This is a genomic window from Streptomyces sp. NPDC002309 (assembly GCF_053593375.1).
This window is the reverse complement of the sequence record NZ_JBSFCI010000028.1, coordinates 76829-94663: the sequence shown is the minus strand read 5'-3', so window position 1 is coordinate 94663 and position 17835 is coordinate 76829. Positions and strand designations below refer to the sequence as shown.

At 72.2% G+C, this 17835-nt stretch carries 15 protein-coding genes and 2 tRNA genes; 9 read left to right on the top strand and 8 right to left on the bottom strand.

Annotated elements, in window-relative coordinates; all coding sequences use genetic code 11:
- Nucleotides 1-24 precede the first annotated feature (24 nt).
- The 3 genes from ACWCPM_RS23590 (at nucleotide 25) to ACWCPM_RS23580 (ending at nucleotide 2440) form a co-directional block, all read left to right on the top strand.
- Nucleotides 25-98 (top strand) — tRNA-Met (locus ACWCPM_RS23590).
- A gap of 225 nt (nucleotides 99-323) precedes the next feature.
- On the top strand, nucleotides 324-2276 hold the full coding sequence (locus ACWCPM_RS23585) for a tetratricopeptide repeat protein (RefSeq protein WP_450978217.1): 1953 nt from the start codon (nucleotides 324-326) through the stop codon (nucleotides 2274-2276).
- A 90-nt stretch (nucleotides 2277-2366) separates the two neighbouring features.
- A tRNA-Met gene (locus tag ACWCPM_RS23580) sits at nucleotides 2367-2440 on the top strand.
- A 160-nt stretch (nucleotides 2441-2600) separates the two neighbouring features.
- On the opposite strand, the gene ACWCPM_RS23575 is transcribed toward ACWCPM_RS23580, so the two are convergent.
- Entirely contained in the window at nucleotides 2601-3017 is a 417-nt protein-coding gene (locus tag ACWCPM_RS23575; protein WP_450978216.1) for a Fur family transcriptional regulator, read from the bottom strand.
- Between the two features lie 163 nt (nucleotides 3018-3180).
- Here ACWCPM_RS23575 and ACWCPM_RS23570 point away from each other — a divergent pair, with 163 nt between their 5' ends.
- Nucleotides 3181-4635, top strand: a complete 1455-nt coding sequence (locus tag ACWCPM_RS23570) for a catalase (protein WP_450978215.1) — start codon at nucleotides 3181-3183, stop codon at nucleotides 4633-4635.
- A 122-nt stretch (nucleotides 4636-4757) separates the two neighbouring features.
- Here the strand turns inward: ACWCPM_RS23570 and ACWCPM_RS23565 are convergent, their stop codons facing one another.
- Together ACWCPM_RS23565 and hisN are read right to left on the bottom strand one after the other, a co-directional pair.
- Entirely contained in the window at nucleotides 4758-5150 is a 393-nt protein-coding gene (locus ACWCPM_RS23565; RefSeq protein WP_450978214.1) for a CBS domain-containing protein, read from the bottom strand.
- Between the two features lie 111 nt (nucleotides 5151-5261).
- A complete protein-coding gene (hisN, locus tag ACWCPM_RS23560) occupies nucleotides 5262-6062 on the bottom strand; it encodes a histidinol-phosphatase (RefSeq protein ID WP_450978213.1) in 801 nt (266 codons plus the stop codon).
- 251 nt (nucleotides 6063-6313) lie between these two features.
- Here hisN and ACWCPM_RS23555 point away from each other — a divergent pair, with 251 nt between their 5' ends.
- On the top strand, nucleotides 6314-6925 hold the full coding sequence (locus ACWCPM_RS23555) for a TetR/AcrR family transcriptional regulator (RefSeq protein ID WP_450978212.1): 612 nt from the start codon (nucleotides 6314-6316) through the stop codon (nucleotides 6923-6925).
- Nucleotides 6926-7017: 92 nt separating this feature from the next.
- Here the strand turns inward: ACWCPM_RS23555 and ACWCPM_RS23550 are convergent, their stop codons facing one another.
- From ACWCPM_RS23550 to ACWCPM_RS23530, 5 genes are all read right to left on the bottom strand, one after another.
- On the bottom strand, nucleotides 7018-7341 hold the full coding sequence (locus tag ACWCPM_RS23550; RefSeq protein ID WP_450978211.1) for a DMT family transporter: 324 nt from the start codon (nucleotides 7339-7341) through the stop codon (nucleotides 7018-7020).
- Nucleotides 7342-7477: 136 nt separating this feature from the next.
- The gene (gene rsgA, locus ACWCPM_RS23545) at nucleotides 7478-8488 is read right to left on the bottom strand and encodes a ribosome small subunit-dependent GTPase A (protein WP_450978210.1); all 1011 of its coding nucleotides are present in this window, start codon (nucleotides 8486-8488) and stop codon (nucleotides 7478-7480) included.
- A gap of 10 nt (nucleotides 8489-8498) precedes the next feature.
- Nucleotides 8499-9815: a 3-phosphoshikimate 1-carboxyvinyltransferase gene (gene aroA / locus ACWCPM_RS23540; RefSeq protein WP_450978209.1), complete on the bottom strand. Its 1317-nt coding sequence runs from the start codon at nucleotides 9813-9815 to the stop codon at nucleotides 8499-8501.
- Nucleotides 9816-9900: 85 nt separating this feature from the next.
- The gene (locus ACWCPM_RS23535) at nucleotides 9901-10614 is read right to left on the bottom strand and encodes a M50 family metallopeptidase (protein WP_450978208.1); all 714 of its coding nucleotides are present in this window, start codon (nucleotides 10612-10614) and stop codon (nucleotides 9901-9903) included.
- Between the two features lie 313 nt (nucleotides 10615-10927).
- Nucleotides 10928-14122 carry a helix-turn-helix transcriptional regulator gene (locus tag ACWCPM_RS23530; RefSeq protein WP_450978207.1) on the bottom strand — a complete coding sequence of 1065 codons (3195 nt, stop codon included), beginning with the start codon at nucleotides 14120-14122 and terminating at the stop codon, nucleotides 10928-10930.
- 265 nt (nucleotides 14123-14387) lie between these two features.
- On the opposite strand from ACWCPM_RS23530, the gene ACWCPM_RS23525 reads away from it, so the two are divergent.
- From ACWCPM_RS23525 to ACWCPM_RS23510, 4 genes are all read left to right on the top strand, one after another.
- The gene (locus ACWCPM_RS23525) at nucleotides 14388-15038 is read left to right on the top strand and encodes a hypothetical protein (protein WP_450978206.1); all 651 of its coding nucleotides are present in this window, start codon (nucleotides 14388-14390) and stop codon (nucleotides 15036-15038) included.
- A 47-nt stretch (nucleotides 15039-15085) separates the two neighbouring features.
- Entirely contained in the window at nucleotides 15086-15841 is a 756-nt protein-coding gene (locus ACWCPM_RS23520; RefSeq protein WP_450978205.1) for a dienelactone hydrolase family protein, read from the top strand.
- Between the two features lie 157 nt (nucleotides 15842-15998).
- Nucleotides 15999-16814: an SOS response-associated peptidase gene (locus ACWCPM_RS23515; RefSeq protein ID WP_450978204.1), complete on the top strand. Its 816-nt coding sequence runs from the start codon at nucleotides 15999-16001 to the stop codon at nucleotides 16812-16814.
- A 121-nt stretch (nucleotides 16815-16935) separates the two neighbouring features.
- Nucleotides 16936-17619 carry an alpha/beta hydrolase family protein gene (locus ACWCPM_RS23510; protein WP_450978203.1) on the top strand — a complete coding sequence of 228 codons (684 nt, stop codon included), beginning with the start codon at nucleotides 16936-16938 and terminating at the stop codon, nucleotides 17617-17619.
- The last annotated feature ends 216 nt before the right edge of the window (nucleotides 17620-17835 follow it).

Genomic DNA, 17835 nt, shown 5'->3' with positions numbered 1-17835 from the left:
CGTGATACGGTTGCAGAACAACGGCGCGGGGTGGAGCAGCTCGGTAGCTCGCTGGGCTCATAACCCAGAGGTCGCAGGTTCAAATCCTGTCCCCGCTACTGAAGTCGACGTGACGTCGACCGCGGCGAAGGCCCGGATCCTCCAAGGATCCGGGCCTTCGTGGTGTGCGAACGCATGTGCCGACAGCCGAAATCGCCGTGCCGCCCTGGGGAGTTGGGGGATCTGTGTTTGACTTGTCTCTCTGTGGGCATGTCGACAAAACGCTGAAGTGACCTCACTGGCTGCGGTATACGAGGTGTACCCAGGTTGCGGGTGGTGCGACGATGGACGTTATGGGGGACAAGGCAACTCTGTTCGAGACAGGGCGATTTGTGCAGCCTGCCGGCCAGGAGGAAAGCCGGGACGAAACGGGCGAGGAGGTCGAGGAGGCGCGTCGGCGGCTCGCGGCCGAGGCCGGTGACGTCGAGGCGATGAGCGTCCTCGGGGCCCTGCTGCTGCGCCGTGGCGATCTCGACGGAGCCGAACCCCACCTGCGCGCCGCGACCGCCGAGGGCGACCGCGCCGCCGCGAACAATCTGGGTGTCCTGCTGCACCAGCGGGGCTATGCGGACGAGGCCGCCGGATGGTGGCGGATCGCCGCCGTGGCCGGTAGCGCGGCCGCCGCGCACGCCCTCGGGCGGTATCACCGGGAGCGCGGCGACGAGCCGGCCGCCGAGTACTGGCTGCGGCAGTCCGCCGAGCAGGGGCACGTCCTCGGGGCGTACGCGCTGGCCGATCTGCTGGAGCACCGGGGGGACGCGGGTGCCGGGCAGTGGATGCGGGTGGCGGCCGAGCGGGGGCACCGCGAGGCGGCGTACCGGCTGGCCCGCGCCCTCGATCGCCGGGCGGTGCACGAGGGCGGGGCCGACAACGGTGTCGTGATCACGGGCGGGTCCGTCGGCAGGGCGGGCGGCGTGGTCGTCTCCGGGGTCGGCGCGGCTGTCTCGGGTGCCGCTGCGGGCGCTTTCGCGGGGGCCGCCTCGATCAGGTCCCGGGGCGCCCCGGCAGGTGCTTCCCCGGGCGTTTCCCCGCAGGAGGAGGCCGAGCAGTGGTACCGGCAGGCCGCCGCGCGCGGGCATCGGCGGGCGGCGCTCCATCTCGGGGCGATCCTGGAGAGGCGCGGGGAGCTGAAGGAGGCGGGGCGCTGGTATCTGACGTCCGCCAAGGACGGCGAGCCGCGCGCGGCCTGCGCGCTCGGGTTCCTGCTGCGCGACGCGGGGGACGAGGACAGTGCCGCCGTGTGGTGGCTGCGGGCCGCGCAGGACGGCGACGGCAACGCGGCGAACGCGCTGGGCGCGCTGCACGCGGAGCGGGGCGAGACGCAGACGGCCGAGCGGTGGTACCGGGCCGCCCTGGAGGCCGGCGACGTCAACGGGGCCTACAACCTCGGACTGCTCTGCGCGGAGCAGGGGCGGATCGCGCAGGCCGAGCCGTGGTACCGGCGTGCGGCGTACGCCGGGCACCGGGAAGCGGCGAACGCGCTGGCGATCCTGCTGCTGCAGGGGGGCGACGAGAGCGGGGCGGAACCGTGGTTCTCCAAGGCCGCCGAGGCGGGGAGCGTCGACGCCGCCTTCAACCTGGGGATTCTGCGCGCCAAGCGGGGTGAGGACGAGGCCGCGCTGCGCTGGTACGGCCGGGCGGCGGCCGCCGGGCACATCGAGGCGGCCCTGCAGGTCGGGATGGCGCGGCTGCGGGACGGCGACGAGCGCGAGGCGGAGCGGCATCTGCGGTGCGCGGCGGGGGGCGGCAGCGCGGAGGCGGCCTATCGGCTGGCGGCCGTGCTCGACGCGCGGAGGCCGCCGGTGTCGCCGCACGAGCTGGGGGAGCCGTCGCACGAGAAGTCCGAGTGCGAGGAGTGGTACGAGCGGGCGGCGACCCAGGGGCACCGACGGGCGCAGGTGCGCGTGGGGATGCTCGCGGCCGCGCGAGGTGATGTCGTCGAGGCGGCCCGGTGGTACCGGGAGGCGGCCGAGGCGGGGTCGCGCAACGGCGCGTTCAATCTGGGGCTGCTGCTGGCCAGGGAGGGGAGTGAGCCCGAGGCGGCGGTGTGGTGGACCCGGGCGGCCGACGCGGGGCACGGGCGGGCGGCGTTGCGGCTCGCCCTCGTCTACGCGCGTCGTGGTGAGCTGGCGGAGGGGCAGCGGTGGGCCGACCGCGCGGTGTCGATGGGTCCTCGGGAGGTCGCCGAGCGGGCGGCGCGGTTGCGGGACGCGCTGCGGCAGGAGCTGTCGGCCTGATCGCCGGCTCGCCGGTGGTCGCCGCCGCGTGGGCGCCACTCAAGGGATTTGCTTCTGTCCGCGTCCTTGACGTAACGTTGCATTCACCGACGCGGGGTGGAGCAGCTCGGTAGCTCGCTGGGCTCATAACCCAGAGGTCGCAGGTTCAAATCCTGTCCCCGCTACTCAAGGCCGAGGGCCGGAGTCCAGTCACTGGATTCCGGCCCTCGGTGTTTGTGCTGTCAAGGGTGCTCATGGTGTGCACCGGCGAGCCGAGGAACGTGAAAGCCCCCGGCGGTCGATCGGTGCCGGGGGCTGTTCGTCGTTCAGGTGACGGGGGCGGGATCAGGCCGCCGCGCAGTTCGGGCACACACCGCGGTAGGTGACCTCGACGTCCGAGACCGTGAAGCCGAAGCGCTCCGAGTCGGGGAGGTCGGCCAGCGGGTTGCCCGTGGGGTGGACGTCGCGGATCGCGCCGCACCGCGCGCAGACCAGGTGGTGGTGCGGCATACGCGCGTTCGGGTCGTAGCGCTTGGCGCGCTTGTCCGTGCTGACCTCGAGCACCTCACCGAGGGAGACCAGTTCGCCCAGGGTGTTGTAGACGGTCGCCCGGGAGATCTCGGGCAGCTTGGCGACAGCCCTGGCGTGCACCTCGTCGGCCGTCATGTGGACGTGTTCGCCGTCGAGGACCTCGGCCACCACGCGCCGCTGCGCGGTCATCCGCCATCCGCGTCCGCGCAGCCGTTCCAGAAGGTCACTCATGCCAACCACCTTAGCAGCAAGGGGAATAATTTCCGAACAGGTGTGACTTTGGAGCCGTGCTTGACTTGGACTAAGTCCATTGTAGGATCTGACTCTGCTCTGGCTAAAGGACAGGAATCCGGCCAAGGAGCGAAAACACGCAAGGATGACGCAGGAGGCGCACGTGACCCAGGGACCGCTCACGACGGAGGCCGGTGCTCCGGTCGCCGACAACCAGAACAGCGAGACCGCGGGCGCGGGCGGCCCGGTCCTCGTCCAGGACCAGCTGCTGCTGGAGAAGCTGGCCCACTTCAACCGTGAGCGCATCCCGGAGCGTGTCGTGCACGCCCGTGGTGCCGGTGCCTACGGCACGTTCACGGTGACCGCCGACGTCACCCCGTACACGCGCGCCAAGTTCCTCTCGGAGGCCGGCAAGCAGACCGAGGTCTTTCTCCGCTTCTCGACGGTGGCCGGAAACCTCGGTGCCGCGGACGCCGTCCGTGACCCGCGCGGCTTCTCGCTGAAGTTCTACACCGAGGAGGGCAACTACGACCTCGTCGGCAACAACACCCCGGTCTTCTTCGTCAGGGACGCCATCAAGTTCCCGGACTTCATCCACACCCAGAAGCGCGACCCCTACACGGGCTCGCAGGAGGCGGACAACGTCTGGGACTTCTGGGGGCTGTCTCCCGAGTCCACGCACCAGGTGACCTGGCTGTTCGGCGACCGCGGCATTCCCGCCTCGTACCGGCACATGGACGGCTTCGGCTCGCACACCTTCCAGTGGAACAACGAGGCCGGCGAGGTCTTCTGGGTCAAGTACCACTTCAAGACGGACCAGGGGATCAAGAACCTCACCGCCGAGGACGCCGCGGTCCTCGCCGGTCAGGACCCCGACTCCCACCAGCGTGACCTGCGCGAGTCCATCGAGCGGGGCGAGTACCCGTCGTGGACCGTGGGTGTGCAGATCATGCCGGCGGCCGACGCGGCGTCCTACCGCTTCAACCCGTTCGACCTGACCAAGGTCTGGCCGCACGCCGACTACCCGGTCGTCGAGATCGGCAGGCTGGAGCTCAACCGCAACCCGCAGAACGTCTTCGCCGAGGTCGAGCAGTCGATCTTCAGCCCCTCCCACTTCGTGCCCGGCATCGGCCCCTCCCCGGACAAGATGCTCCAGGGCCGCCTCTTCGCGTACGGCGACGCCCACCGCTACCGCGTCGGCATCAACGCCGACCACCTGCCGGTGAACCGCCCGCACGCCACCGAGGCGCGCACCCACTCCCGGGACGGCTTCCTGTACGACGGCCGGCACGGCGGTGCGAAGAACTACGAGCCGAACAGCTTCGGGGGCCCGGCGCAGACCGGTCGCGCGCTGTGGCAGCCGTTCGACGCCTTCACCGGTGGCACCGGCAGCCACCCGACCCCGGCGCACGCCGAGGACGACGACTTCGTCCAGGCGGGCGACCTCTACCGGCTGATGTCGGAACAGGAGCAGGAGCGGCTGATCGGCAACCTGGCCGGCGCCCTCTCGGGTGTCTCGCGCGACGACATCGCCGCACGCGCGATCGACAACTTCCGCCAGGCGGACGCCGACTTCGGCAAGCGGCTGGAGGCCGCGGTCCAGGCCCTGCGCGGCTGACACCACCAGCACCGGACCGCTTGCCGAGAGCGGGCCGGATCTCCCGTGGGGGGAGATCCGGCCCGTTCGCCTGTCCGTGCGGACGTGCCTCCGTGCGCCTCGGTGCGCCGGGAACCCTGGGCTCAGGCGGGCACCTGCTGACGTTGCGGTGCCCAGCAGCGGATGATGTCGCGGACCGAGACGATGCCGGCGGGTTCGCCGCCGTCCAGGACGATGAGGTGCCGGAAACCGCCGTGCGCCATGGCGCCGGCCGCCTCCTCCAGGGTCCATGACGGAGCCGCGAACACCACGTCGTTGGTCGTGTGGTCGTGGGCGTGTTCGGTGTCGGGGTTCTGGCCGAGGCCTACGGAGTTCAGGATGTCGCGCTCGGTGAGGATGCCGATGCCGCCGGCGTCGGGGTCGTGGACGATGGCCGCGCCGACTCTGCGGGCGGACATCAGCGCGGCGGCCTGGCGCAGGGTGTGGGCGGGGCCGATCGTGAGAACGACTGTGCTCATGGCGTCACGTACGAGCATGGATGGAGCCACCTCCTGGAGTGACCCCCGCCGCTTGTTCATCGTTTCACACATTCACAAGTGGGGGGACTCTCAGGGTGGCAGGTCAAGCACGGGTCAACAAGTGGGCCTTCAGTAGCGCTGGTTGAGGTAGCTCAGCAGTTCGTCGTGGAGCATTCCGTTCGACGCGGCCGCGTTGCCGCTGTGCGGGCCGTGACGGCCGTCCAGGCCGGTGAAGATGCCACCCGCCTCCGTGACGATGATCGCGTTGGCCGCCATGTCCCACAGGGAGAGCTCCGGCTCCGCGCACATGTCGACGGACCCCTCCGCGACCATCATGTACGGCCAGAAGTCGCCGTACGCGCGCGTGCGCCACACCTCGCGGCCGAGGTCCAGGAAGCCGCTGAGACGGCCCTGCTCCTCCCAGCCGGAGAGCGAGGAGTACGCGAAGGACGCGTCGGAGAGCTTGGAGACCCGGGAGACCTGGAGCCGGCTCGCGGAGGTGAGGCTGCGGCCGCTGAAGGCGCCGTTGCCCTTCGCGGCCCACCAGCGGCGGCCCAGGGCGGGGGCGGAGACCAGGCCCACGACAGGCTGGTAGCCGCCCTCCGCGGCCTCCATCAGGGAGATCAGGGTCGCCCATACGGGGACGCCGCGCACATAGTTCTTGGTGCCGTCGATGGGGTCGACGACCCAGCGGCGGGGGCCCGTGCCCTGGAGGCCGTACTCCTCACCGAGGATCGCGTCCCGTGGGCGGGCGCGCTGGAGGTGGCCCCGGACGAGTTCCTCGGCGGCCCGGTCCGCCTCGGAGACCGGCGTCATGTCGGGCTTGGTCTCGACCTTGAGGTCGAGGGCCTTGAAGCGGTCCATCGTCGCGGCGTCGGCGGCGTCCGCGAGGACGTGGGCCAGACGCAGATCGTCGAGATAGTCGGGCATGTGAGGAACCGTATCTGTCATGGTCCGCGCGGAGCCATAGGGGGCCGCTGTGGCGAGTTGCGGTCTGCGCCCGCGCGCTCGGCGGGGCGCGCGTCCCCACGCGAGGGTCACGCCCCGCGTCCGCCCGCGCGCCGCGCACGCCGGCGGATGACGTCCGTTTCGCCACCTCACCCCGACGACCTGCGCGAACCCTTGACAGTGCGCGCGTACGCGTCAAATCTGGGCGCAGATTCCGTCCCCCCAGGGAGGCGATGATGCCTGCTGCCCGGGAGTCCCTGCTGGACGCCGCCTACACGGCGCTCGCGCGGCGGCCGTGGGCCGCGGTGCGGATGGTGGACGTGGCCGCGGCGGCCGGGGTGTCCCGGCAGACGCTGTACAACGAGTTCGGCAGCAAGGAAGGGCTGGCCAGAGCCTTGGTACGCCGGGAGGCCGACGGCTTTCTCGCAGGCGTCGAGCGGGCCCTCGTCACGCACGGCGACGCCCGCGACCGGTTGACGGCGACGGCCGAGTGGACCACTTCGGCCGCCCGGGACAACGCGCTCGTCCGCGCCATGCTCACCGGCTGCTGGGGTGAGCGGCTGCCTTCGCCGACGCTGTCGGCGGTGCCCTCCTCCTCCGCGGTCCCGGCGCAACGCCGGGCGGACGGTCCCCTGCCCTCGCCCGGCGACTTCGTGGCGCTGGTCCGCGATCGCGCCGTGACGCTGCTGGCCGGGCCCGGCGTGCCCCGGGCGGACCACGGGGAACTGGCCCGGTCCTGCGAGCTGGTCGTCCGGCTCGCGCTGTCCTGCGTCGCGGCGCCGCCTCCCGCCGAGGGCGGCGTCGTCGACCTGGTGCGTGGCGCGCTGCACCGGCAGCCGGTGTGACCGCGCACCTCAGCGCACCTCAGTGGCGCATAGCAGCGGTTCGTGTCAACGCGCCTTGGCGGCCCGCCCCGGCCGGCCCAGCTCGGCGCACCTCAGTGCGTCGAGCCCGACAGCTGGAGGCCGATGACGCCGATGATGACCAGGCTGATCGAGACGATCTTCAGCGTGGAGACCAGGTCGCCCAGGAAGACCATGCCGTAGATGGCCGTACCGGCCGCCCCGATGCCCGTCCACACCGCGTAGGCGGGACCCACGTCGAGTTTCCGCAGCGCGAGGGTCAGCAGACCGAAGCTGCCGAGCGCGAAGACGGCGAACGCGAGGGTCGGCCAGAGCCTGGTGAAGCCGTGCGACAGCTTCAGACAGACCGCGAAGCCGGTTTCGAGCAACCCGGCCACGATGACCAGCAGCCACGCCATGTGCTGTCCTCCCCGTTTCTCCACGTACTGTGACCGCTTGCGGGCGTTTGTCAGGGTCGGCATCCGGCTTTTGCGATTATGCCCTTACCTGTGCCGCACGCGGACAAACCCCGCGTGAAGAGAAATATCGAAACGGTCAGTCTCCCTCCGACTGCTCCCGCGTCGCGAGCAGCCGGCGCAGCGAGTACAGCCGGGCCGGGTCGGCGTGACCGTCGGTCACCCACTGGTCCAGCGCGCAGTCCGGCTCGTCGTGACTGCACGCGCGCGGGCAGCCCTCGGTGCCGGGCTCCAGGTCGGGGAAGGCGTGGATGACCCGGGACGGATCGACGTGCGCGAGCCCGAACGACCGTACGCCCGGCGTGTCGACCACCCAGCCGTCCGCGCCGTTCAGCGGCAGGGCGAGTGCCGACGTGGTGGTGTGGCGGCCGCGGCCGGTCACCGCGTTCACATGCCCGGTCGACCGCCGCCGCTCCTCCGGCACCAGCGCGTTGACCAGGGTCGTCTTGCCGACGCCCGAGTGCCCGACGAAGGCCGTGATCCTGCCGTCCAGCTGGGCGGACACCCGCTCCACCGCCTCGCCGTTCTCCAGTTCCGCGCGGCTGGTCACCACGTAGGGGATGTCGAGGTCGCCGTAGAGCTCCAGGAGCTTGTCCGGCGGGGCGAGGTCCGACTTGGTCAGCACCAGGAGCGGTTCCAGGCCGCCGTCGTACGCCGCCACCAGGCAGCGGTCGATCAGGCGCGGTCGGGGCTCGGGGTCGGCGAGGGCCGTGACGATGGCGAGCTGGTCGGCGTTGGCGACGACCACGCGCTCGTACGGGTCGTCGTCGTCCGCGGTGCGGCGCAGTACCGAGGTGCGTTCGGCGATGCGCACGATCCGCGCGAGGGTGTCCTTCTTGCCGGACAGATCGCCGACGAGCGCGACCCGGTCGCCGACCACGGCCGCCTTGCGGCCCAGCTCGCGGGCCTTCATGGCCATGACGACGGTGCCCTCGACCAGGCAGGTCAGGCGGCCCCGGTCGACGGTGAGGACCATGCCCTCGGCCGCGTCCTCGTGCTTCGGCCGGATGTGCGTACGCGGCCGGTTGCCCTTGCGGTTGGGGCGGGAGCGGATGTCGTCCTCGTCGGTGTGCTTGCCGTAGCGGCGCATGGCGTGACCCCTACGCCCCGAGCATCCCGGTCCACAGGTCGGGGAAATCGGGCAGGGTCTTCGCCGTCGTCGCCACGTTCTCGATCCGCACGCCCTCCACCGCCAGGCCGATGATCGCGCCAGCGGTGGCCATGCGGTGGTCCTCGTAGGTGTGGAAGATCCCGCCGTGCAGAGGGCGCGGCCGGATGTGCAGGCCGTCGGCGGTCTCGGTGACGTCGCCGCCGAGTTCGTTGATCTCCTTGGTGAGCGCGGCGAGGCGGTCCGTCTCGTGCAGGCGCAGATGCGCCACACCGCGCAGTGTGGAGGGGGAGTCGGCGAGGGCGGCGACCGCCGCGACGCCGGGGGTCAGCTCGCCGACGTCGCCGAGGTCCACGTCGATGCCGTGGATACCGCCCGATCCGGTGAAGGCCAGGCCGAGTTCGGTCAGTTCGCAGGAGCCGCCCATCTCGGTGAAGATCTCCCGCAGCCGGTCGCCGGGCTGGGTGGTACGGGACGGCCAGTCCGGGATCAGCACCTTGCCGCCGGTGACCAGGGCCGCCGCGAGGAAGGGCTGGGCGTTGGACAGGTCCGGCTCGACGGTCAGGTCCCGGCCGAGCAGGGCCCCCGGCGTCACCCGCCATACGTTGGGCTCGCCGCCCGCCTCCGGGGTGTCGACCTGCGCGCCGACCGCGCGGAGCATGTCGACGGTCATGCGGATGTGCGGCACGGACGGCAGCGTGGAGCCGATGTGGCGGACCTCGACGCCCTGGTTGTAGCGCGGGCCCGAGAGCAGCAGGGCGCTGACGAACTGGGAGGAGGAGGAGGCGTCGATCTCGACCGGTCCGCCGTCCAGGGCGCCCCCGCCGTGCACGGTCAGCGGCAGCGCGCCGCGGCCGTCGTCGTCGATCCGGGCGCCGAGCACCCGCAGCGCGTCGACGACGCCGTTCAGAGGACGCTCGTAGGACCTCGGGTCCCCGTCGAAGCGGACCGGGCCGTCGGCGAGCGCGGCGACCGGCGGCAGGAAGCGCATCACCGTGCCGGCGTTGCCGACGTCGACCGCGGCCGGGCCGCGCAGGCCCGCCGGGAGGACGCGCCAGGCCTCGCCGGTGCCGTCGGGGCCGACGCCCTCCTCGATGCCGACGCCCATCGCCCGCAGGGCACCGGCCATCAGCAGGGTGTCGCGGGAGCGCAGCGGCCGGCGCAGCCAGCCGGGCTCGGAGGCGAGGGCGGCGAGCACCAGGGCGCGGTTGGTGACCGACTTGGATCCGGGCACATGAACCGTCGCGTCGACGGCTCCGCTCGCGTGCGGGGCGGGCCAGAGGGCGGTGTCTGCGGGGTTCTGCGCCATGGGCCCCACTCTAGTGGGCGGCGGTGGATCGGGTGCGGGTGCGTTGTGGCTGGTCGGGCAGTTCGCGGCGCGCCCCGCGAGCCGGTCACACCTCCAGGAGCCAGCGCCCGCCACCGACGAGGGAGCTCAGCGACACCGCGTGGAAGAAGAACAGCCACAGCCCCGCCGGTACGTGCGTCAGCCGCGACAACTGGTCGGCGTCCGAGTCGCCCGCCCCGCCCCGGCGCCGTTTCGCCTGGAGCTCGAACGCCGGGCGCACCCCGCCCAGCAGCAGGAACCACACCACCAGGTACGCGAACGCCGCCTGCACCTGGGGCCCGGCCAGCCAGGAGACCAGGAGGAACGAGCCGCCGGCCAGGACGACCGTCAGCACGCCGTAGGCGTTGCGGATCATCACCAGCATCGCCAGCAGCAGGGCCGTCGCCACCCACAGCAGCAGCGTGATGTGCCCGGAGCCGAGCAGCGCGGCGCCGCCCAGGCCGAGCAGCGGGGGAGCGGTGTAGCCGGCGGCGGCCGTGAGGATCATGCCGATGCCGTACGGCTTGCCGCGGCTGACCGTGAGGCCGCTGGTGTCGGAGTGGAGGCGTATGCCGGTCAGGGTGCGGCCGGTGCACAGCGAGATCAGGCCGTGGCCGCCCTCGTGGGCGATGGTGATCGCGTTGCGGGCGAGCCGCCACAGCCCGTGCGGGACCATCACGGCGACGGCGGCGGCGAGCGTCGCGAGAACGACCCAGAGGTCGGGGTCGGGCTGGGTGCCGATGAGTTCGCCCCAGAGAGACGTGGCTGTCGTACTGTCCATGTTTCCGGGGCGCTCCCTCTGTTCGGCGGGGTCTGGCAGTGTGGCATGTGCGCGCGGACCGTTCGAGGCCGAAGGCGCGAACCTCTTCTTCCGGCGCGTGCTTCCGGTTCGGTAGCGGAGACGCCGACTCGACAGCCAACGTTCCTGACGGCGAACACTCAGGTCACGGAGCCGGCGCCCGGGAGCGACCCGGGGCGCTGACTCCGCCTGCGCAGTGCGGGCAAGTCCGGGGAACCGGCGATCACCCGTGGAGACCCGTCCGGTGCCGGGCCGAGCCCTCCGCACGGGGGAGCGGCCCCCGGCCGGCCGGGGGTCATCGCCCGTCCGCGTACCGGCGGGCCAGGGCGATCAGCGCGGCCCGGCTGCCTCGGCCGGTGCGGTTCCTGAGGCTCGCCAGGTGTTTCTCGACGGTGCGCGGCGAGAGGAAGAGGTGCTCGGCGATCTCCTGGTTGCCCAGTCCCCGGCCGAGCAGGCGCAGCACCTCGTACTCCCTGGCGGTCACCCCCTCGCGCCGCAGCTCCTGCGGAATCGTGTCGTGGCCCTCGCGGCGGCGGGGGACGGGAGAACCGGCGTCCCGCAGCAGGGCGCGGCAGGCGGCCGACACCCTTGTCGTGCCCCGGTCGTGGAAGAACTGCTCGGCGGCGCACAGCCACTCCACGGGGCGCCCCCAGCCGTCGGCGAGCGCCGCGAGAGCACCCAGGCGCAGACACAGGTGACGGGCCAGGGGGATGGCGTCCGTCCCGGCCAGCGCTTCATCGGCCGCCTTGGCGGCCTCGGCGGCCCGGCCCTCGCGGCCCAGCAGCACGGCCCGGGACCACCCCACGAAGGGCCGGTCCCAGTGGACCTGGGTGAGCCGGTCCGCGACGGCCCCGTCCAGCTCCGCCCAGTCGGCTGTGCCCCGTACGGTGCGCAGCAGCAGATACGGGCCCAGGAAGCCGGCGGCCCCGCGTGTGCTGGGCAGTGCGCGCATGGCCCGGTCCGCCTCGGTGAACTCGGCCATCGCACGGTCGGGTTCCTCCCGCAGAAGGGAGCACATGCCCTGCGCCCAGCCCCACACAGAGGTGTCGGCGTAGCCCCAGAGGGCTCCGGCGCTCCGTCCGGCCAGCGCGCTCTCCACGGCGTGCAGCGCGGACTGGAGTTTCTCCCGCTCGCCACGGGAGGCGGCGATGATGGCGTCCACTCCGACGCCGATCAGTTCCACCTCGCGCAGCCGCAGTCTGCGGGCCGTCGTACGGAGCCGCCGTGCGGCCTCCAGGGCCAGATCCTGCTCGTCGCGCAGCACATGGGCCTGGGCCAGATGCATGTCGGCCCAGGCCGTCATGAGGACGGCACCGGTCTCCTCGGCCGCCTTGCGCGCGGCCAGCAGCCGCTCGGTCCCGGTGAACCGGAGCCGGTCCACCGCGCCGAGTTCCAGCAGGCCGCGTATCCGCCAGACCGGCAGCGCGTGGGTGTCGGCCACGGCCACCAGGCGTTCGAACACCCTCTCCGCCTCGGTCAGATCCCGGGGCCTCAGGCAGTACCCCAGCATGTTCAGCGCCTTGCAGCTCACCTCCGGCAGCCCGACCGCCTCGGCGGTCGCCACCGCACCTTCGGCCAGCGCCCTGGCGCTCTCCAGCCGGTCCGGGCGCTGCGAGTTGAGCACCAGATGCGCGGCGACCGAGTCCAGGGCGGCGCGGGAGGCCGGGTCCGGTGCGGCCCCGAGCAGCTCCCGTGCCCGCCGTACGGCGGTCAGGCCCTCCTCCCACTGCTGCGCGGTGGCCGCGGCCCTGGCCCGGATTAGAAAACCCGCGGCGCGGCGGGCGGGCGGCGCGCCCCACGCGGTCAGGACACGGTCCAGGCGGTCGCCGAGCTCCGGGACGCGCTGGACGTCGCCCGTGAGGACGAGCGTCCCCAGCAGTTCCTCCAGCAGCCGGGCCACCGCCTCGGGCGGGGCGTCCGCCGCGTCGGCGGTCAGCTCCAGGCCCCGGTCGAGGAGTTGCACCGCGGTCAGCAGAGCGCCCCGCAGGACCGCCTGCCGGCCGGCCCGGGTGAGCAGCACGGCCGCCCGCGCCCGCTGCCCGCCGGCGACGCACAGCTCCGCGGCCAGGCGGTACAGGTCGCCGCCCGGGTCACCGCCGATCAGACCGTCGGCATGCGCGCCCCGCCGGACACGGCGGTCGCCGCCCGGCGGCCGAGGTCCTGTCGCGTCCGCGGACCGGATCGTGTCGGCGGATCGGGTCGTGTCGGTCGTCTGGATGGCGTGGACGGACCGGGTCGTGTCGGCGGCATCGACCGCGTCGGTGGACTCGATCGCATCGGTTGACCGGATCGTGGTGGCGGACTCGGCGGCATTGACGGACTCGACCACGTTGACGGACCGGACCGTATGGACGGACTCGATCGCGTCGGCCGCGGCGAGGCAGAGCGCCGCCCGCTCCGCGGGCAGCAGTCGATGGGTGATGGCGTCGGCGGTCAGGGCGTGACGGAAGGAGTGCCAGCCGGGCTCCTCCGCGGTGGCGCCGTCGGTGACCAGATGGGCGCGTGCCGCCTGCCGCAGCTGACGGAGCGCCGTCGTCCGGTCGACACCGGCGACGCGCGCGGCGATGTCCACGGGGAAGCGCCGGCCCAGGACGGACGCCGCTTCCAGAAGCGCGACACCCGGCGGTTCCAGGTGGTCCACACGCTGGAGGACGGCGGCGGCGACCGTCGCGGGCACGCCGGCGTCCAGCGAACCGGTCACCGTCCAGCCGCCGTCGCCCTGCCGCTGGACGAGGCTGCCGCTGTCGACCATGGCGGTCAGCAGTTCCTCGACAACGAAGGGGACGCCCTCGGACACGGCGTGCAGCCGGTCCAGTACGGCGGCCGGTACCTTGCCCGCGTCGTCGTGGCCCAGGCAGCGGGCCGCCAGTTCCGCGGTGTCGGCGCGGCCGAGACGGTCGAGACGCAGGGTACGGGCCGTACGGCGGGACGCGGCGGCCTCGGCGAGGTCGAGCGCCGGACCCGGCCCACCGCGCAGGGTGGCCAGCAGAACGGCCCGCTGGCCGGGAAGGTTGTCCGTGAGGTAGTCGACGATGGTCAGCGTGTCGGCGTCCGCGTCGTGCAGGTCCTCCAGCACCAGGACACAGCCGCGGGCGCGTCCGAGGGTCCCCAGCAGCCGCAGCACCGCCTCGGCGTAGCCCACCAGCGGCGCACCGTCCTGCGGCGCCAGCCCGCACAGCCGTGTCAGCAGCGGCTCGTAGGGGCCCATGTCCCCGTCCGCGGGCGACCCCTCGCCGCGCAGTCCGGAGAACACGGCCTCCGCCAGCGGACGCAGCGGCACCGCGCGCCCGGCGGACGCGGCGCGCCCGCGCAACACCCGTAATCCGCTGTGTACGGCGGCGGTCGCGGTCTCCTCCACGAGACGTGACTTGCCGATGCCCGGCTCGCCCAGCACGAACACCGAGGAGCCCCGCCCCTCACCGGCCGAGCGGACGGCCGCGGTCAGAAGGTCCCGCTCCGGTTCTCTGCCGATCAGTGCCGATGACGACAACGACGACACTCAGGCCCCCTGCGCCCTCTTCCGGGATGTCCCCACGGAACCTGTCGAATGCTTCTTCGAGTCCCGTACAGCGTAGTACCCATGAGCCACAGAGGCCGCACCACTACATGGGGGCTGTTCCCCGATGTCCGCGGGACCGACGGACGGCACTCTCTTCTTCAGCAGGGCAGGGGGGACAGGGCATGCCTCGGGGGACATGCCCTGCCTGCCGCTCCTTCATCGCCCGCTGTTCTTTCTCCTGTGAGGGGTCGTCACCATGTCTTCGACGCCGGCAACGCCGCGTGCCCTGAGATGGATCACCGCCGGACTTCTGGGCGTGGCGCTGTGCGGGTGCTCGTCGCTCACCGGGAGCACGGGAGGGAGCACCGGCGGGTCGCCGTCGAAGGGCCCGACGGAGGACGGACCGGACGTGCCGGCGTTCGCCACGGACCTGGAGCGGGTGTGCACGGACGGGCTCGGCTACTCGGGAATGCCCGCCTACGACCGTACGAAGAAGACCGTGCACCCGGCAGTGATCATGAACAACCCCGGTGACGGCTGGTCGCAGAGCGAGCCGTCCGCCGGTGACTTCCCCAAGGGCTGGTTCCTCGGCTACTCGGGCAAGCCGGCCGAGGCCGAGCTGGTCGTCTGCGTCGAGCGCACCAAGGCGACCGAGACCGGCAAGGTGTGCGAGATGGAGACCGACGACGGCAAACCGTTCAAGGTGCGCACGTTCAACACCTCGTACCGTCTGACGGTCGTCGAGGCGCGCACCGGCAAGGAACTGTACGAGCACACCGGGGAGGCCAAGTCCGACGAGTGCCCGGCGTACATCTTCACCTCGGAGGGCGAGGACAAGGACAAGTACTACAACGAGGTGCGGCCCAAGGACTACCGCAAGAACGTGCAGCCCTTCATCGCGCCGTAGGCTGCACGACGGTCCGTCCCGTCCCCGCCCCTCCTCCGGAGTCCGGCATGCCTGCCAAGACCACCACCGTCGATCTCACCGAGTTCAGCGCGGCCCTCGGAGGCTCCCGCCGGCTCACCGGCCATCTCACCCGGCCTGCCGGGCCGGGCCCTTGGCCCGGTGTTGTCGTGGTCCACGAGGCGCTGGGCGTCAATGACGTGATGCACCGCCAGGCAGAGCGGCTGGCGGGTGCCGGGTATCTCGTGGTGATGCCGGACCTGTTCACCGACGGAGGGGCCGTACGCTGCCTGGTGCCCACCTTCCGGGCCGCCCTGTCGGGACAGGGCCGCGCCTTCCGCGACATCGAGGCGGCACGGACCCGCCTGGTCCAGGATCCCGACTGCACCGGGCGGATCGGCATCATCGGCTTCTGCATGGGCGGTTCCTTCGCCCTCCTCGCGGTGGGGGACGGCGAGTTCGACGCCGCCTCCGTCAACTACGGCCGTCCGCCGAAGGATCTCGACGCGGCGCTGAACGGCTCCTGCCCCGTCGTCGCGAGCTACGGCGCCCGCGACCGTACGCTGCGGGGCGTGGCCCCCGGGCTGGAGGCCTCGCTCGACCGGCTCGGCATCGTCCATGACGTCAAGGAGTACCCGGAGGCCGGGCACTCCTTCCTCAACGACGCCGAGGTCGGTCCGCGCGCGCTGCGTCCGCTGATGCGTGTCGCCGGGATCAGGCCGCACCCGGAGTCCGCCGTCGACGCCTGGCGGCGCATCGACGACTTCTTCGCCACGCACCTCTCGGCGGACGGCGACAAGGGCTGATCGCGACCGCGGTGCGCCGCGCCCGACCCTCATCGCGCCGTGACCACGCGAAGGCGTACGCCTCGCCCGCCTTCGGCAGCGGTCTGCCACTCTTGGACCGGCTGCCGACTGCGGCGGCATGATCTGGGGTCTGCGCGGGTCGGAGGGGTGGTTACAGATGTGCGGGCGGTATGCGGCCAGTCGTGGGCCCGAGGATCTCGCGGGAATCTTCGAGATCGAGAAGTGGGAGCCGGAGGAGACCCTGGAGCCCGATTTCAACGTGGCTCCCACCAAAGAGGTCTACGCCGTCCTCGACCGTCCGCTGAAGGACGCGGCCGACCCGCGACCTGTTCGGCAGCTGCGCAGGCTCAGGTGGGGGCTCGTGCCGTCCTGGGCCAAGACCCCCGAGGGCGGCGCCCGGATGATCAACGCGCGCGCCGAGACGGTGCACGAGAAGCCGTCGTTCCGCCGTGCCTTCGCCACCCGGCGCTGCATCCTGCCCGCCGACGGCTACTACGAGTGGGTCACCGGGACGCAGGAGCGGGAGCTGGAGGTCGAGGGGAGGAAGAAGCGGCCGCGCAAGCAGCCGTACTTCGTGCTGCCGGCCGACGGCTCGGTGTTCGCGATGGCCGGTCTCTACGAGTTCTGGCGGGACCGGACGCTGCCCGACGACCACCCGCAGGCATGGTGGGTCACCTGCTCGGTGATCACCACCGAGGCCGAGAGCGCGGAGCTCGCGGTGGCTCCCGCCGAGGGCCCGTACGCGCTGGCCGACATCCACCCCCGGATGCCGCTGATGCTCACGCCGGACCGCTGGGACGACTGGCTCGACCCGTCCCGCACCGACCCGGACGACCTGCGCGGTCTGCTGGCCCCGCCCCCGCCCGGTCTGATGCGCGCCTATCCGGTGACCACGGCGGTCTCCCACGTCCGCAACAACGGGCCGGAGCTGCTGAAGGAGCTGGAGGGGCCGGTGGAGGGCACACTCTTCTGATGTGAGTCGAGCTTCTGATGTGAGTCGAGCTTCTGATGTGAGTCGAGCTTCTGATGTGAGTCGAGCTTCTGATGTGAGTCGAGCTTCTGATGTAAGTCGAGCTTCTGATGTGAGTCGAGATGTGACGGAAAAGAGCTCTGGGGCCCCGGGGACTTCCGGTGCCGCCGAGACCGCCGAGACCGCCGAGACAGTCGAGACCGAGGCGGGTACCGCCCGCGTCACCTGGCACCGGGCGAACCGGGCGAGGCTGGTCCTGGCCGTCGGCCACGGCGCCGGCGGCGGCATCGAGGCCCGCGATCTCAAGGCCCTCGCCGAGGTCCTGCCCCGGCACGGCGTGACCGTCGCCCGGGTGGAGCAGCCCTGGCGGGTGGCCGGGAAGAAGCTCGCCCCGGCACCGAGGACGCTGGACGCCGGCTGGCGTGGCGTCTGGCCCGCGCTGGCCGGGGAGGGGCTGCCGGTCGTCTCGGGCGGGCGCAGCGCGGGCGCCCGGGTCGCCTGCCGGACCGCGGCGGAGCTGGGCGCGGCGGCCGTTCTCGCCCTCAGCTTCCCGTTGCACCCGCCGGGCAGGCCGGAGAAGTCCCGTGCCGCCGAACTGCTCGGCGCGGGCGTGCCCACCCTCGTCGTGCAGGGCGGGAACGACCCGTTCGGGAGGCCCTCCGAGTTCCCGGACGGTGACTACGAGCTGGTCGAGGTGCCCTGCGGCGATCATGGGTTCGCGGTGCCGAAACGGGCGGAGACCGGCCAGGAGGAGGCTGTCGGGATCATCACGGACGCGGTGGCCGGCTGGACCGGGTCACTGGGCTGACCTTCCGGGAATGCCGCGACGCCGATCCCTGTTGAGGTCCACACAAGCGCTGGTGACCAGCACCGACGTCCGAGGAGAGGAAGTCCGCCGCATGGGTTCGACCTTCTGCCGGAGCCGTGGCAGCCGTGCCGACCTGGACTGGACGGTGCTGCACGCGGCCAAGATCGCCCCCGTCCGAGCGGCGGTGGGTGCGGATCGTCGTCTATCCTCCGATTC

Excerpts from the sequence above, each read along its gene's own strand:
- ACWCPM_RS23515 (WP_450978204.1), top strand. The coding sequence starts at position 15,999 with ATGTGCGGGCGGTATGCGGCCAGTCGTGGGCCCGAGGATCTCGCGGGA.
- aroA (WP_450978209.1), bottom strand. The coding sequence starts at position 9,815 with ATGGCGCAGAACCCCGCAGACACCGCCCTCTGGCCCGCCCCGCACGCG.
- ACWCPM_RS23565 (WP_450978214.1), bottom strand. The coding sequence starts at position 5,150 with ATGCTCGTACGTGACGCCATGAGCACAGTCGTTCTCACGATCGGCCCC.
- ACWCPM_RS23575 (WP_450978216.1), bottom strand. The coding sequence starts at position 3,017 with ATGAGTGACCTTCTGGAACGGCTGCGCGGACGCGGATGGCGGATGACC.
- ACWCPM_RS23550 (WP_450978211.1), bottom strand. The coding sequence starts at position 7,341 with ATGGCGTGGCTGCTGGTCATCGTGGCCGGGTTGCTCGAAACCGGCTTC.
- ACWCPM_RS23585 (WP_450978217.1), top strand. The coding sequence starts at position 324 with ATGGACGTTATGGGGGACAAGGCAACTCTGTTCGAGACAGGGCGATTT.
- ACWCPM_RS23555 (WP_450978212.1), top strand. The coding sequence starts at position 6,314 with ATGATGCCTGCTGCCCGGGAGTCCCTGCTGGACGCCGCCTACACGGCG.
- ACWCPM_RS23520 (WP_450978205.1), top strand. The coding sequence starts at position 15,086 with ATGCCTGCCAAGACCACCACCGTCGATCTCACCGAGTTCAGCGCGGCC.
- hisN (WP_450978213.1), bottom strand. The coding sequence starts at position 6,062 with ATGCCCGACTATCTCGACGATCTGCGTCTGGCCCACGTCCTCGCGGAC.
- rsgA (WP_450978210.1), bottom strand. The coding sequence starts at position 8,488 with ATGCGCCGCTACGGCAAGCACACCGACGAGGACGACATCCGCTCCCGC.
- ACWCPM_RS23535 (WP_450978208.1), bottom strand. The coding sequence starts at position 10,614 with ATGGACAGTACGACAGCCACGTCTCTCTGGGGCGAACTCATCGGCACC.
- ACWCPM_RS23525 (WP_450978206.1), top strand. The coding sequence starts at position 14,388 with ATGTCTTCGACGCCGGCAACGCCGCGTGCCCTGAGATGGATCACCGCC.